Raw genomic sequence first — 13,445 nt, 5'->3', positions numbered from 1 at the left:
CCATATCGTAACATATTTTTCAAGCGAGTTTCCTTCGGCTGCCAATCAGCATAAAAGCGATCGTAAACAACAGCAGGATCCCGAGCGGAGTGAGTTGCTCCGCGAACAAGCCTCCGTTCTTAGCAAGCATGATTCCCTCATGGAACCAATAGGTAGGGGATAACATGGCGATTTTCTGCAGGGATGCAGGCATAGCCTGAATGGGAAATAAGGTTCCTCCGAGCACCGCCATGATCAAGATGATTCCCAGCATAACGGCTGTAGAAGATTCAGGCTGGCGGAACATGGAGCACCACGCGAGAGAGAAGCTAATCGCGGTGACCGAGAACACGCTGAACATGCAGAAGAGTTGAATCAGACTGCCAAAAACATCGGTATGCAGCAACCAGGCGCTGAATGTGACCACGGCGCTTTGTCCTACAAGCAGCAGAGCGAAAGCAAGCAGATTCTGCGATAAATACTTGAAGTGGGTCACAGGTGCAACGCCGATCCGGGTCATAATTTTATTCTTTCGATCCTCCATGACCATATGAACGAGTTTGGAGGCTGAGAATAACAGCAGGATTCCATAGAAGTGATACCCCAGCGGTAAGCCATGCCAACCTCCCACCGGGAGGACAACGACGGCTGCAGGAAGGCCTAACAGCAAGATAAGATTGGGCAAGCTGCGGACGCTCCGGATGAGCGCGAAGTTAAATATCGTCAAGCGAGCTTCCTCCTCCCAAGCCACGTGCTGATCATCATGCATATCACGGTTAAGGCTAACAGCAATAGTATGCTTAGGTACGCTTTACCTTGCCCGCCATCGACAAGCATCTCCAGGACGGCCATCTTTCCGAGGGATACCGGATTCCCATAGGACGACATGAATTCAAAGAAATGATGATCCGGGAGAGGAAACATTAATCCGGTTAAGATGATGAAGCCGATTCCAAGGACTTCAGATACCCTTTCAGCCAATTTTATGTTATGGATGGATAATGTCAGCAGCAGATGTACGGACTGCGCAAAGAAGGAATAAATAATAAATACCAGCAAGACCCAGCCGAGCGATCCCCACGCGATCCCGAACACCCAGGTTGTGAATAGCACCAAGACCAACCCTTGCAAAGTGCTGAAGAGCGTGCAGGCAAGAATAAGAGAGCTTGAATAAACCGCTACGTTAATAGGGAGCGAATAGATTCTCCATTTCCGGGTTTTAAGTAAATCGATATCCAAATAACTCATCAAATACGTGCCGCCAAAAAACTGAACGCCCATAATGGTCGTAACGGCCATCAAGTCCAGCGGAGGAACACCGTTCATGCCTTCATAGGGTCCAATAACGACACCCAGCACGGTAATGACGACCAGTGGCAGGCCCAGCAGAAGCAGCTGCCCGATGGGTTCGCGTATCAGGCGCAGCAAGGAGAAGTACGTCATTCTGAATACAAGCATGTTAAGTCCCCTCCGTGTCACGTAGTTGCTTGCCGGTAAGCGTAAGGAATACGTCTTCAAGCGTAGGTTTCTCCGCATGGATGGATAGGACGCCGCCCGCGCTTTTGGCCAACGACAGGATGCGATCCAGATTTCCTGCACCTGCCCGTGATATGATCTGAATTTGCGTTCCATTCAAAACCACGTGCTTGACTCCATCCAGTTGTTTGATGTTATCGATCAGATCCTCTGTCAGCTCCACGACTTCCAGCTTGATCTTCTCTTCATGGTGGATGTTCTTTACCAACTCATCGATCGTCCCCTGCGCTATGACGTGGCCTTGATCCATAATCACGACGCGGGATGCGAGGGACTGCACTTCTTCCATGTAATGGGTAGTATAGAGAATGGTCGTCCCTCTTTTTTGCAGCTCGCGGACCGATTCCAGGATGTGATTTCTGGATTGGGGGTCGATTCCAACCGTTGGTTCGTCCATGATCAGGAGCCTGGGTCTGTGAATAATAGAGCAGGCGATATTCAGTCTCCGCTTCATTCCTCCGGAAAATTTGGAAGGACGTTTATGGGCTTGATCCGTTAGTCCGACGAACTGGAGCGTTTCCGTGATTTGTCTTCTCAATTCCGTGCCCCTTAACCCATAGATTCCGCCAAAAAAGGCGAGATTCTCGTGAGCGGTTAAATCCTCAAAGACGGTGATATCCTGCGTAACCAGTCCGATCTTTCGTTTAACCTCCAGCATAGGGCCGCTTGGCCGTTCCCCAAACAGCTCGATGCTTCCGGAATCGATGCCAATTAAGCCGGATAACGCATGGATCAATGTGGTTTTACCTGCACCATTCGGACCAAGAAGGCCGAGTATTTCTCCCTGCCTGATTTCTAGATGGACATGGTCCAGGACAAGCTGATGCCCATAGCGCTTAATGATATGGTTCATGGTAGCGATTGTCATCCGAATCCTCCTTTGCTTGAGTGCTTAGCTTTATTATGGCCACCGGACGAAAGCGTTCATAGTTACAATTGTAATGAAATCGGCAGGGGACCGCTGTTGAAATATGATGCCGGATACGTTACCATCATGGAATTAGCAAATGTGTAATCGGCCAGTAAAGGAGTCGTATCTGCGATGACGAAGGTACTTGTTGTAGATGATGAGATCAGTATCTCAAGCGCAGTTGCTTATGCGCTGCGAAGGGAAGGATATACGGTAGAGACCGCAGGGGACGGGCAGGAAGCGCTGGAGCGCGTGGAATCGTTTGATCCTGACGTGATGGTGCTCGATGTCATGATGCCGAAGCTTAGCGGGTACGATGTTTGTCGCAGGCTCGGGGATCGGCAGCGTCCTGCCATTCTGCTGTTGACGGTGAAGGACGATATTGTGGATAAGGTGCTCGGGCTGGAGCTTGGTGCCGATGATTATATGACAAAGCCCTTTGACATGCGGGAGATCATCGCCAGGGTAAAGGCATTGTCCCGAAGAAGCCGTACTCCTGAGGCGGCCGGGAAGCAAGCCCTCGAAACGCATGTGATCCGGATAGCCGGACTTACCATTAACCTGTTAAATCGAACCATTCATGCCGAAGGCAAGCCTCTTGAACTGACGCCGAAAGAGTTTGACCTCATGGCTCTCCTGGCCCGGAATCCGGAGCGGGTATATTCGCGAGAGGCCTTGCTTGAACAGGTATGGGACATGGATTTTGCCGGCGGCACGCGTACGGTAGATATTCACGTCCAGCGATTGCGCAAAAAGCTGGGAAACCAGCATGAAGTGATCCAGACCGTGTATGGCATCGGATATAAAAGCACGGAGATTCCATCATGAACAAAGGAAAAGTGCGTTTCGGCTTAAAGTGGAAAGTCGCACTGCTTCTCGCTCTGCTGCTGATCGCCGTTGTGGTTGTTCTAAGCACGTTGGTTCTTGCCGGGATACGGGAGGACCAGCGGGTGCGCCTGGAGCAAACCTTCGCCCAGGAAGCAGAAGCAGCCAATCTCAGGATTCATCAGGAATTACTGACGAATCCTCAAACGCAGCCGGATGATTTTATGGAAAATGTCGGCCAACGGCTGGCCGTCGATCTCGGAACCCAGAGCGGCATGCCGGTGACCCTGTATAAGATAGATGGTACATTCACGGGGACTTCCCTTCCGTTCCAGCCGAAAATGGATGTACTGGACGCGCTTGCTCACACGGCGCAAGGGCGTTCCGCCTATATTACCGAGGGCGACCAGCTGTTATATCTTGCCCCGCTTCGGAATATGGAGCAGCCGATCGGAACGATTCAATTCCACGCCTCCCTGGCCGAGCAGCATGCGTTCAATGACAGGATCCAGACAATGTTTATCGTGACGGGTCTTGCGGTGCTGGCCGCCGGCTTCCTGATCGGTTTTCTGTACGTATGGCGGCAGGTGCATGTCATCAGCAGATTGAACCAGGCTGCGCAGAGGATCGGCGAAGGCGTCTATCTTCAAGAACCGACGGTGAAGCGAAACGATGAGCTCGGCGAGCTGGCGCAAGGGATATATGATATGAGCGGGCGAATTTCCTTGTCGGTGAACCAGCTCACGGAAGAGAAACAGAAGCTGCTGGATGCCATTGATCGGCTGCGGGAGCTGGAGCAGCAGCAGAAGCAGTTTATCGGAAATATCAGCCATGAGTTGAAAACGCCGCTGACCTCCATACTGGCCTACGCGGACCTGCTTGAGATGTATCGCGACGATCCCGCGCTGCTCGAGGAAGCCCGAGGACAGATCAGCCAGGAAGCACAGCGACTATATCGCCTGGTAGAAAAGGCGCTTCAGTTATCGTCCATGGATATATATGAATTCGAAACCCACGCGGAACACGTAAACCTCATGCCGATTCTGCAAGAGGCGGCAGCCCGGCTGGAGGCCAAAGCAGAGCAATCGGGCATAACGCTGCGATCCTCATTATCCGAAGGCAAGGTATGGGCCGATCCGGAGAATCTGATGCATATGATTTTGAATCTGCTGGATAACGCCATTAAATATAACAGGCCCGGTGGGACCGTTACGCTATCGAATGAAGTGGACCGGGATCCACAAGGCCATGATCGTATGGTCATTAAGGTAAGCGATACCGGAATCGGAATTCCGGACGAAGCCCGGGAACGGATCTTTGATCCGTTTTATACGGTGAGCAGCGACCGCTCCCGGGTACATGGCGGTACCGGCTTAGGGTTATCCCTGGTTCGCAATTTGGCGGAGAAGCAGCGCGGTTATGTGGAGGTTGCGGAATCCGGCCCAAACGGTTCTACGTTTGTGGTCACCTTGCCGATGGAACGGCCGCAATCCCAGGAGGTTCATTCGGTGGAAGAAAGCTCAGACTTGGAATAGGTCTGGGCTCTTTTTAAAATGTACATCTTTGTTTACAAGTTCGTTACAAGCTCGATATCGTATCGAGATATTCGCATTCTATACTGAGTTCAACAGGGAAAGAGGCGCATGACAAGTCACATGAGTTGCAGCTGCCGAAGCTCTTTGGGGGAGAAGCATAGGAGGAAACCTGTTATGAAACATAGATTTGGGAAGCATGGGATCAAGTTGCTGTCTATCATTGCTGTGGCTGCAGCCCTTGCGGCCTGCCAGTCCCAGGATCGGCTGACGATCGTGGAACCGGGCAGTCAAACCAGCCAGCCGCCTGTATCGAATGCCGGAGGAGGTAAGACACCGGGAGAACGCAAGCTCACGGTCGTTGACGGGGCGAGCGGGCAGGCAAGTCGGGAAGTGGTCGTGAATCAGACGCACCGGATTGCCTCGTCCAACATCGAGACGTGGATATCGGAGGATATGGTCAGGGTCACTACCACCAAAATGGTCAAAGAAGCAACCGCAACGGAAGAACCGAAATATGCGTACGCCACCGAAGAGGTGAACGTAAGCACGGGCGAGCGGCGTGAGCTCACGAATCATGAGACGTCGCATCCAGGCCAACATCTGGTCAAGGAAGAGGTCTCGCCGGACGGTAAATATAGCTTTGTACAGAAATGGAGGGATAAGTACACGGCAGACAATTTCATGAAGGATCTTAATACCGGCAAGAGCATTCCGGTAAAAGGGGACAACTACATGGAAATTGGCGGTTGGCTCGATGCGGATACCTATGTTCTTGCGGCAGGCTCCATGAGCGGCAAGGGAGAGATTCGTCTCATTTCCACGGACGGTACTTACACCACCACCGCCATTGAGGATGAGGACGTTGAAGTTTACAACCAATTCGGAGCGAGTAAAGGCCGGATCTATTATACCGATGTAAATCAGGTGCTTAAGGTGGTTGAACCGGGGCAGTCGAAGCCGGTACATCTCATCGATAATGTATGGAGTTTCACCATCTCGCCGGATGGAGAGTACATTGCCGTCTCCACAGCAACCAACACGGAAGGGAACTCAGGCAGCAATTTACTGATCTATGACGCGGCCGGCAGCTTGCAAGGATCGCTTATCGGAAAAGGCAATCTGATTTCTTACCCGTCCTGGTCGCCGGATTCTGCCAGATTAGCCTTTGATGTGTACTCGGAGAATGAAAGCGGGATGAACGGCGTGTATGTGTTTGATACGGCTTCCGGGAAAGTAAGCTGGATGGCGCCCTATTATTCAGCGGTGCACCCTGCGGCCCATCCGGTCTACCCGCTGACCTGGAGTCCGTCTGGAAAAAGACTGGGAATTACGATTGACGATAAAGATGCTTTAATTGCAACGCATGTCATTGATTTTCAATAAAAGTTATTGCGCTTCATACTATGACTCATCGACTTGAACGGTTGGTGAGACAACGAGAGGAATGGATGAAATGAAACAATTGAAAAAATCAATCGCGGCGGTTGCCGTGCTGGGAATGACGTTGACGGGAGCCGCTGGCGTCTATGCGGGAGCCAACCTGGAGAAAATCTCGGCTTACCTAAATCACAGCATCGGTATCCAGGTGGATGGTACCGTCTATAACACGGGCAAGAAATTGACTCCGATCACGTATCAGAATACAACGTACTTGCCGGTACGCGCGATTGCCGATGTGCTGGAAGTTCCTGTGCGATACGATGCGAAGAATAACCAGGTGTTAATCGGAAGTAATCCTGGAAACGGTCAGACGATCGAGCTGACCAACGTGAATTACAGCGATGCCCAACTAAAAGAGATCAAAAGCGCATTCGCCAAATTTGATGGTTTCCAAACACCGTACGCTCCAAGTCAGATGGTAAAAGGCGATGTGTATCAAAAGACGGGCGCATCGGCAGATGGCGTGAACATGGTCTTCAAACATATGACGGTGTACATCTCTCCAAGAGACTACTCTCATGGATATGACAGCAAACCGGTTACATTGTCCAATGGGGTTAAAGCGAAATGGTATACACCGGATGACACGGATATGCTGGGATTTCAGATCAATGACCGCTTCGTGACGATCAGCTCCCCGGATCATTCCTTAAGCAAAGCGCAGCTGGAGAAGGTTGCAGTAAGCGTTGCCCAATTGAAATAAATATAGAGATAATTCTAAGGTGATAGAGATATATTTCAGATATGAAAAAGGAAATAGAGGTTCTTACGAGGAAGCTTGCAGGGTGAACGGAATAGCCTGCGAGCTTTTTCATATTAGAAACTCGTAGATAAAAAAGAAGCAGCAAGACGCTGCTCCTTCCATCATTTCATTAGTTGCGCTGCAATAACAGGTAACCGCTAATGTTGGATGTTCTTTGACGGAATACGATTTTGAAACCTACATCATGATCCTGCAAGCAGGCCAAGGCGGTTCTAAGCAAGGCATTCGGCGTCAAATCAGCCCGGCAAGGTGAAGCATTGCCAATAACGCGTGCGGCCACGATTCTACGCGGAGAACCCGCAACAAGAGGATTTCTTGACCAACTGATCAATACTAAATCCCGCTGAGGAACAGCAGTGACACGACCCATTCAAATCACCTCTTATACTTTAGTAGAGTCCGTATATTAAATGACAAGTTGATGAGAATTGTGCAAAGCAAAAGGCGGAGTTTTTCAAAAACAGGGTTGACGCCGATGATAGCTCTTCTGCATGAGGAGATCGAATTCAGAAATAGTTCTAGCGGATTGGTGGACGTGGAGAAAAAAGGCATTGAGGAATTTCGGGAAATAGCCGAACAGTCCAAGTCGTTATTCTCCCACCGTTGTCAGACTATCGTTGGTTCTTCGTTTGAAGATGACAAGCTTCAGATTGAGATTGACTACGAGGGTATCCTCGCTAAGGATCTACCTAACGGTATGAAGGCCGGGGAGAAGATTCATATGAAGGGAAAGTCCGTATTCGCGTTTAAAAACGATAGGATCGCCGTGATAGAAGATTATAGTTGATAAGGTTAGAAGTATTTAGGAAAAGTTTATCTAAAGTTGTTTAATCCCGGAAGTAGGGGTTCTTTATGTGGTATTATTTGGGTTAATGTATGCTCGCTTGGGGGGCCATGAAATGGACATGGAATTGAAGCCGGTTAACCGGAGGTTAAGAGAAGGGGGTGACCCATTGTCGCAAATCAACATCAATCGAAGCAGCCCGGAAGAAGCGCTTGCGGTACGGACGAACCTGATTCAATTTAATGCACGGTTTATCGCAGAAGATTTGCAGCAGAATTACGAGGAGATCAACTTACATATAAAAGATGAGTTTGGAGAGATCGCAGGCGGCATCAACAGTGTATTTTGCTGGAATTGGATTGAGGTCGATATTCTGTGGATCGATGATCGATTTCGAGGGCGGGGATATGGCTCAAGATTACTACAAGAGATTGAGACGATCGCAAAAGAAAAGCAATGCACCTTCATCAAGCTCAATACCTTCAGCTTTCAAGCGCCGGCATTCTACCGTAAACATGGATTTCAAGAGATAACTCGCATTGACGATGCCCCAAGGGGACATCAGCACTATTATTTTGTTAAATATTTGGCGTAAACCCGTGTGAACATCAACAATGATTTGAAGGAGCTTGACATGATTAGACTGCAGCCCGTAAATAAGGATAATTGGACCGAATGCATTAAACTGAAAGCGAAACCGGAGCAAGAAGGTTTCATTGCCTCCAATCTGTATTCGATTGCCCAGTATCAATTTCTTGAACATTTTGAAGCGATGGCCATTTATGATGATCAGACGATGGTCGGGTTCGCGTTATATGGCTTGGACGCCGATGACGGCAACTATTGGATTTACCGTTTCATGATCGACGGGAATTTCCAAGGAAAGGGCTACGGGAAAGAGGCTTTGCGATACATCGTTGAAGAAATCCGAAACAAACATGGCCGGACAGATGTCCTTATGCTAAGTTTTGATCCGAAGAACGAACGGGCCAGACAACTGTACATCAAAGCGGGTTTTGAGGAAATCGGCGTTATGCCCTGGTCGGGGGGAGAATCCGTAGCGAAGCTGGAGCTATAAGACATCAACTTAGTGGTGTTCGAAAAAGGCGTAACGGGACGACAAGCATTGTATGACAAAAAAGGGAGAGCATACTGTATGCAACAGTTATGCACTCCCTTGTGTCATTTTAATTGGAGATTGGGTTCATACCATATGGCTTGGGTAAAGTCCTGGAATGTATCAGCGTAATAATACATAACTTCAATATTGTTATTTTCGCCGGTTGCTTTTTGACCTTTGCTTCGGATAATGGGGATGAATTCCGCATAGTATGCGCCGTTCAAGGGGATTCGAACAGGCTGCTTAGGGTTGCTCAACTGCTCGTAAGTATAATAGGATGGCTCCCCGTTCACGTTGATCTGCAAGTCGATTTTCTCGGTAGCCTTCAAGGCCAGATAGAATTCCGGCAGGGCATCGGAATTCACCAAAGCAAAGTCGGAAACCGGACTCGCCCCGTGCGCTGATGGGGAATCCTTGTATATAAAATATCTTGTGCCATTCGGAATGAGATCATCCGGCGATGGTTCCCGGACATAGCTGCCGCCATCAAAATAGTCGTAAATTCGATGCAGGACGACCGCCGTTTCGGCTAACGTTACCTTTTGATTCGGGCGAAAATACCCTCTTGCGTCGGGTTTCATGATGCCGGCCTCGGCAAAGCCGAGCAGGGCATAGGCTTTGACGTAATCCAGATCGGAGGCTAAGGAAGGCCCGTATTTTTTGTCTTGCATCAATCCGATTTCGGGTGCCAATGGCTGATAGGCATACTTCCACTTATCATATTGCTTGTAGGAATTGAAATATCTTTTGGGCAGGTCTTTAATCGCCCGCAATCTCGCGATATCCTCACCGTCCGGTAATTCCAAGGAATAACCAATATCATCGAACAGCGTATTCAGCGTAATCAACAAGTCCCAGCGTGTCAACACTTTCTCCGGTATATACTTGAAGGTTTCATCGCCATAATTGATTCTGTCTGCGGCTCCGATTAATCCGTTCGGCGCCGAAGGTATGCTGCCGTAAACATCCTTAAAAATCTGGTAGGATGGGTGCCCGTTAGGGACGCCGGGAATGTCGAACTTCTTATCAGCTTCGACCCGGAAATCGGTAAACAGCCGGTGAACCATAAGGGTAAGATCGGCTTTGGTCACCATCCTGCCTAGCGTTTTTGTCCGATACTCCATGTTCTCAAAAACCCCATGGGATCGAAGAAAGTCAATGGACTCATTGGCCCATGCATACTTGGTTTGACCAGATTCCGCCGCACTTGCCACGGATGTCATGCAAAACGATAAAATAAGGGTTAAAGATAATAATTGACGCCACCTTTTTAAAAACATGAAATCCTCCTGTATGTATCGATAGATTGGATTAATATTCCTCCATTGTAGACGACAAATTATGACAAGAGCAATGTTTTTTTAGTCCTCCTTACCTATTGAAAAAGAGTCGGTTTGCATTGTTCTTGGTCCGAAGCGTAATGGAAGCGAAGACGAATGCCGGGGAAACCGAATGAAAGTGGATGATTTTCGACGGGAAATTTAAATGTAACCGTTGACATTGCGGAACAAAATGGTAATATTTTAAGACATTAGCAATAGCGGTTGATTCGTTGATTCGGTACCTGTTGGCATGCTCAAGATCATGTAACGACAGGGTTGTGCCATCTTGGATTGTGAATGCAGTACAGCCTATCACGAAAGGGGGGAACGCATGGGAATCGACTGGTATGACATGATCGCGCGCAGGAATGGCGGCTATAGAGGAAGAGCGGTGTGTACCGTAGTCGGAAGGTCGGCGGAAGAAGTGTTTGAGGAGCGGCTGGTGGAGATGCTGCCGCAGTATCATTCCGTGCTGGACGCAGGCTGCGGGCATGGCGAGTTCACGCTTCGGATGTCCAGACATGCTGAGAAAATCATTGGCTTTGACAATTCCGCGGAGATGATTCGAATCTCCCGATCCTTGCTTGAAAGCAGCGGAACCCGGAATGTGGAATTCGTGTTTGCCACGACGAAGACACAGATGCCTTTTCAAGACGGGCAATTCGACCTTATCTATGACCGCAGAGGACCTACCTCAATCCTGGAACACCCGAGGATATTAGCTTCAGGCGGCACCATCTTCGGGATACATACCGATGTGACTCACGTTCGAAGGCGATTGTCGGAGAATGGCTACATGAATGTCGAGATTGAGGAGTATAATGAAGCGATTATTTACTTCCCGAATGCCCACGAATTTGCATTAAACCTGTCGGATACGCCAGGCAATCCCGATTATACTTTACCGGAAATGAAGGGTGAGCTCGAGAACAGGATACGGGAGAACCAGATCGACGGCCAGCTTGGAGTCCGCGAGCACAAATATATCTGGAAAGCGATGAAGGCGTGAATCAAGGATCTTTTATCATACCGAATAAGGAGTGTGCGATATGGATCATGAGTTCAACCGGAAGTGGCTGGAGGACAAATTTGAAAACATCCGCAGCCGTATCTTGAAAGCGTTGGTGCAGTTAAACGATGAGCAAGTGAATTGGCGGCCCAATCATTCCAGTCTAAGCATATCTACGTTGATCAGGCACATCGAAGGCAACATTCAAGAACGGGTCATGAAAGGAATATTGCAACAAGACGTTGCCCCGCGAAATCGGGAGCAGGAGTTGACCCAGGTATTTGTCAGCCGGGATGATCTGATCCAGATTGTGAAGAATCGGTTTCAGTTCCTGATCGATACGGTGAAATCCATGTCGAGTCAGGACTTTGAACAGGTTCAACCGGTCCGGGGAAAAGAACGGAGCAATCTCGACATCCTGCATCAGTGCGCCACGCATTATTCGGAGCATATGGGTCAAATTTTTTATATCGCCAAGCAGTGTTTGACGGTTCAATATAAAACCACATCGATCTAATAAACGAGTCCCCCTTAGATGGCGTTTCCAGCTAAGGGGGACTTTGTTTCGGTAGAATCATATAGCGACTGTGTACAAGATCAATCCAGGGAAGGCGTTACGCTGGCTTTAAGCACATTCCCGCTGGTGGTCCAGTTCACATGGGCCCCGAACAGAGCAGGGATTGTCTTGATGGGAATCATGGTTATGTCATTCTTCATGATGGCCGCTTCGCTGTTGTACACCGCCTTGCCATCCATTTCATAGATCGCCTGTCCGATCGGGACGGTTATGCTTTTACCCGGGGCGGTTGCTAAGGCCGCATGCCGCTTAGGATCCCATTCCACTTCATAGCCCAAACCTTCAGCGAGCGGACGGAGGGGAACATAGAATTCATCCCCGATGATGGAGGAGCCCAGGGCGGAACCGTTGATGGCGATCGACAGCTTGAGATTGTTAATAAAATGCCGCTTATGAATCAGCGCATGAATTCCTTTGGTTTTGTCCACCACCTGGGAGACCTCGTAATCCGTAGCCGCGCTCATGTAAGCGTAAGCCGTTGCGCGATCCATGCCCAGCTTCTCATTCAAGAACCCAAGGGCTTCGCGCACCGCTTCCTTCATGGCTTCATCCAGATCGGGATCGAGACCGACGGGAATCCAGTAATCCTCCGTTTCGGCAAAAGGCTGCTTGAGCTCTGCACGCGGCAAGGATGGATCGCCAGCTTTCAGCACCGTCAACCGGAAGGTGCCGCGAAGGGAGGCCTCCATTGCAGTCAAGGCAACCTCGCCGTCTCCCTGTGCAAAATGAGGATCGCCGGTATAGAAGAGCCCGCCTTTTACCTGAATCGGAAGATACAGCGTAGATCCGACGCCAAGCTCGTTGATATCGATATTGCCTCCGGTTTCGATCGGCGGGACGCTGCTAACTTTTTCACTGGTATCCGGTGCGACGCCCATAAGTCCCATAAAAGGCTTGAGCGGGAAGCGGACATGCCCGCCCTGTTCAACGGGAAGCACGCCATAGAGTTTACCGTTGATTTCTTCTACCGGCGTGAATTTGGAAATATTTTGGTATAGCTCGGGATTTGCTGCGCTTGCTCCTTCTTTACGCCCGTCATTCTCGGGATATTCGCCGGGAAGGGCCCCCTTATAATGCCGGTTGGATATGACGCCGTAGGGAACCCGGGGGGTGAGAGAAAGAACCTCGACCTTCAACACATCTCCAGGTTCTGCTCCCTGGATTCCGATCGGTCCCGTTACGACATGCGGTCCATCGTTGTCAAAATCATGCTGCAGCGCAGAGGCAGCAACCGCTTTAGCGTCATCTAGCACTTGATCTGGCCGGATGCCGAAGGAAGCAAAATACTTCTCCGGATCCCTTCCCTGGTCTTCAAGGATGCCTTCATGGGATATCGTATCAAACGTGACGGTGCTGCCGGAGGTGACGGTCATGATGGATTTGCTGTCCCGATTCGGTAGATGCCCCCAACTGATATTCTCTACGGTGCTGGGGACATAATAATCGGCTCTGAGTTGCTCATTGCTGGTGGATTGCAGGATGGGAAACGAATCGAGGGCAGCGGCTTGCGCGGGTACAGCGGTGAACAAGGAAATCGTACATAAAGCTGCGGTGATGGAATGAAAGCGAGTATTTCTTTTCCTTGATGACATATTATCTCCCGCATATCCTGTGCATATTATCAATCTAGCAGCATTATACATGG

Annotated in this window: 15 protein-coding genes; 9 read left to right on the top strand and 6 right to left on the bottom strand. The window is 49.6% G+C overall.

Annotated elements, in window-relative coordinates; translation table 11 throughout:
- Nucleotides 1-19: 19 nt before the first annotated feature.
- The 3 genes from MHI43_RS22475 to MHI43_RS22465 are packed head-to-tail and all read right to left on the bottom strand — an operon-like array spanning nucleotide 20 to nucleotide 2,383.
- Nucleotides 20-706 carry an ABC transporter permease gene (locus MHI43_RS22475; protein ID WP_015736544.1) on the bottom strand — a complete coding sequence of 229 codons (687 nt, stop codon included), beginning with the start codon at nucleotides 704-706 and terminating at the stop codon, nucleotides 20-22.
- Nucleotides 703-1,437 carry an ABC transporter permease gene (locus MHI43_RS22470; protein WP_015736543.1) on the bottom strand — a complete coding sequence of 245 codons (735 nt, stop codon included), beginning with the start codon at nucleotides 1,435-1,437 and terminating at the stop codon, nucleotides 703-705. Before MHI43_RS22470 ends, MHI43_RS22475 begins: the two co-directional genes overlap by 4 nt.
- A 1-nt stretch (nucleotide 1,438) precedes the next feature.
- Nucleotides 1,439-2,383: an ABC transporter ATP-binding protein gene (locus tag MHI43_RS22465; protein WP_015736542.1), complete on the bottom strand. Its 945-nt coding sequence runs from the start codon at nucleotides 2,381-2,383 to the stop codon at nucleotides 1,439-1,441.
- A gap of 174 nt (nucleotides 2,384-2,557) precedes the next feature.
- On the opposite strand from MHI43_RS22465, the gene MHI43_RS22460 reads away from it, so the two are divergent.
- The 4 genes from MHI43_RS22460 to MHI43_RS22445 all read left to right on the top strand — a co-directional run bounded on the left by MHI43_RS22460 (nucleotide 2,558) and on the right by MHI43_RS22445 (nucleotide 6,928).
- On the top strand, nucleotides 2,558-3,253 hold the full coding sequence (locus tag MHI43_RS22460; protein ID WP_015736541.1) for a response regulator transcription factor: 696 nt from the start codon (nucleotides 2,558-2,560) through the stop codon (nucleotides 3,251-3,253).
- Entirely contained in the window at nucleotides 3,250-4,785 is a 1,536-nt protein-coding gene (locus tag MHI43_RS22455; RefSeq protein WP_036664162.1) for a HAMP domain-containing sensor histidine kinase, read from the top strand. The genes MHI43_RS22460 and MHI43_RS22455 overlap by 4 nt, the downstream gene beginning before the upstream one ends.
- A gap of 174 nt (nucleotides 4,786-4,959) precedes the next feature.
- Complete coding sequence (locus MHI43_RS22450) at nucleotides 4,960-6,168, top strand: hypothetical protein (RefSeq protein ID WP_036664160.1); 1,209 nt, start codon at nucleotides 4,960-4,962, stop codon at nucleotides 6,166-6,168.
- Between the two features lie 70 nt (nucleotides 6,169-6,238).
- Entirely contained in the window at nucleotides 6,239-6,928 is a 690-nt protein-coding gene (locus tag MHI43_RS22445; RefSeq protein ID WP_036664157.1) for a stalk domain-containing protein, read from the top strand.
- Nucleotides 6,929-7,097: 169 nt separating this feature from the next.
- On the opposite strand, the gene MHI43_RS22440 is transcribed toward MHI43_RS22445, so the two are convergent.
- On the bottom strand, nucleotides 7,098-7,358 hold the full coding sequence (locus MHI43_RS22440) for a hypothetical protein (protein ID WP_081746337.1): 261 nt from the start codon (nucleotides 7,356-7,358) through the stop codon (nucleotides 7,098-7,100).
- A 51-nt stretch (nucleotides 7,359-7,409) separates the two neighbouring features.
- Here MHI43_RS22440 and MHI43_RS22435 point away from each other — a divergent pair, with 51 nt between their 5' ends.
- The 3 genes from MHI43_RS22435 to MHI43_RS22425 all read left to right on the top strand — a co-directional run bounded on the left by MHI43_RS22435 (nucleotide 7,410) and on the right by MHI43_RS22425 (nucleotide 8,850).
- The gene (locus MHI43_RS22435) at nucleotides 7,410-7,775 is read left to right on the top strand and encodes a nuclear transport factor 2 family protein (protein ID WP_015736537.1); all 366 of its coding nucleotides are present in this window, start codon (nucleotides 7,410-7,412) and stop codon (nucleotides 7,773-7,775) included.
- A gap of 112 nt (nucleotides 7,776-7,887) precedes the next feature.
- A complete protein-coding gene (locus tag MHI43_RS22430; RefSeq protein WP_235201837.1) occupies nucleotides 7,888-8,367 on the top strand; it encodes a GNAT family N-acetyltransferase in 480 nt (159 codons plus the stop codon).
- 39 nt (nucleotides 8,368-8,406) lie between these two features.
- On the top strand, nucleotides 8,407-8,850 hold the full coding sequence (locus MHI43_RS22425) for a GNAT family N-acetyltransferase (protein WP_015736535.1): 444 nt from the start codon (nucleotides 8,407-8,409) through the stop codon (nucleotides 8,848-8,850).
- 104 nt (nucleotides 8,851-8,954) lie between these two features.
- On the opposite strand, the gene MHI43_RS22420 is transcribed toward MHI43_RS22425, so the two are convergent.
- Nucleotides 8,955-10,016, bottom strand: coding sequence for an S-layer homology domain-containing protein (locus tag MHI43_RS22420; protein ID WP_235201836.1), 1,062 nt, complete (start codon nucleotides 10,014-10,016; stop codon nucleotides 8,955-8,957).
- Between the two features lie 529 nt (nucleotides 10,017-10,545).
- On the opposite strand from MHI43_RS22420, the gene MHI43_RS22415 reads away from it, so the two are divergent.
- Both MHI43_RS22415 and MHI43_RS22410 read left to right on the top strand, forming a co-directional pair.
- Nucleotides 10,546-11,223 carry a class I SAM-dependent methyltransferase gene (locus MHI43_RS22415; protein WP_036664153.1) on the top strand — a complete coding sequence of 226 codons (678 nt, stop codon included), beginning with the start codon at nucleotides 10,546-10,548 and terminating at the stop codon, nucleotides 11,221-11,223.
- Between the two features lie 40 nt (nucleotides 11,224-11,263).
- Entirely contained in the window at nucleotides 11,264-11,740 is a 477-nt protein-coding gene (locus MHI43_RS22410; protein ID WP_036664150.1) for a DinB family protein, read from the top strand.
- Nucleotides 11,741-11,820: 80 nt separating this feature from the next.
- Here MHI43_RS22410 and MHI43_RS22405 read toward each other — a convergent pair whose 3' ends face one another.
- The gene (locus tag MHI43_RS22405) at nucleotides 11,821-13,392 is read right to left on the bottom strand and encodes an acetamidase/formamidase family protein (protein ID WP_051425389.1); all 1,572 of its coding nucleotides are present in this window, start codon (nucleotides 13,390-13,392) and stop codon (nucleotides 11,821-11,823) included.
- Between the last annotated feature and the right edge of the window lie 53 nt (nucleotides 13,393-13,445).

The sequence above is a fragment of the Paenibacillus sp. FSL H8-0457 genome (assembly GCF_038051935.1).
GTDB lineage: Bacteria > Bacillota > Bacilli > Paenibacillales > Paenibacillaceae > Paenibacillus_AQ > Paenibacillus_AQ lautus_A.
The sequence above is the reverse complement of the archived record's forward strand: the minus strand, read 5'-3'. Positions and strand labels throughout refer to the sequence as shown.

What these genes read in the sequence shown, in the direction of transcription:
- MHI43_RS22470 (WP_015736543.1), bottom strand. Translation starts at nt 1,437, where the DNA reads ATGCTTGTATTCAGAATGACGTACTTCTCCTTGCTGCGCCTGATACGC.
- MHI43_RS22410 (WP_036664150.1), top strand. Translation starts at nt 11,264, where the DNA reads ATGGATCATGAGTTCAACCGGAAGTGGCTGGAGGACAAATTTGAAAAC.
- MHI43_RS22415 (WP_036664153.1), top strand. Translation starts at nt 10,546, where the DNA reads ATGGGAATCGACTGGTATGACATGATCGCGCGCAGGAATGGCGGCTAT.
- MHI43_RS22460 (WP_015736541.1), top strand. Translation starts at nt 2,558, where the DNA reads ATGACGAAGGTACTTGTTGTAGATGATGAGATCAGTATCTCAAGCGCA.
- MHI43_RS22445 (WP_036664157.1), top strand. Translation starts at nt 6,239, where the DNA reads ATGAAACAATTGAAAAAATCAATCGCGGCGGTTGCCGTGCTGGGAATG.
- MHI43_RS22425 (WP_015736535.1), top strand. Translation starts at nt 8,407, where the DNA reads ATGATTAGACTGCAGCCCGTAAATAAGGATAATTGGACCGAATGCATT.
- MHI43_RS22420 (WP_235201836.1), bottom strand. Translation starts at nt 10,016, where the DNA reads ATGGAGTATCGGACAAAAACGCTAGGCAGGATGGTGACCAAAGCCGAT.
- MHI43_RS22450 (WP_036664160.1), top strand. Translation starts at nt 4,960, where the DNA reads ATGAAACATAGATTTGGGAAGCATGGGATCAAGTTGCTGTCTATCATT.
- MHI43_RS22465 (WP_015736542.1), bottom strand. Translation starts at nt 2,383, where the DNA reads ATGACAATCGCTACCATGAACCATATCATTAAGCGCTATGGGCATCAG.
- MHI43_RS22455 (WP_036664162.1), top strand. Translation starts at nt 3,250, where the DNA reads ATGAACAAAGGAAAAGTGCGTTTCGGCTTAAAGTGGAAAGTCGCACTG.
- MHI43_RS22405 (WP_051425389.1), bottom strand. Translation starts at nt 13,392, where the DNA reads ATGTCATCAAGGAAAAGAAATACTCGCTTTCATTCCATCACCGCAGCT.
- MHI43_RS22435 (WP_015736537.1), top strand. Translation starts at nt 7,410, where the DNA reads ATGAGAATTGTGCAAAGCAAAAGGCGGAGTTTTTCAAAAACAGGGTTG.
- MHI43_RS22430 (WP_235201837.1), top strand. Translation starts at nt 7,888, where the DNA reads ATGGACATGGAATTGAAGCCGGTTAACCGGAGGTTAAGAGAAGGGGGT.
- MHI43_RS22440 (WP_081746337.1), bottom strand. Translation starts at nt 7,358, where the DNA reads ATGGGTCGTGTCACTGCTGTTCCTCAGCGGGATTTAGTATTGATCAGT.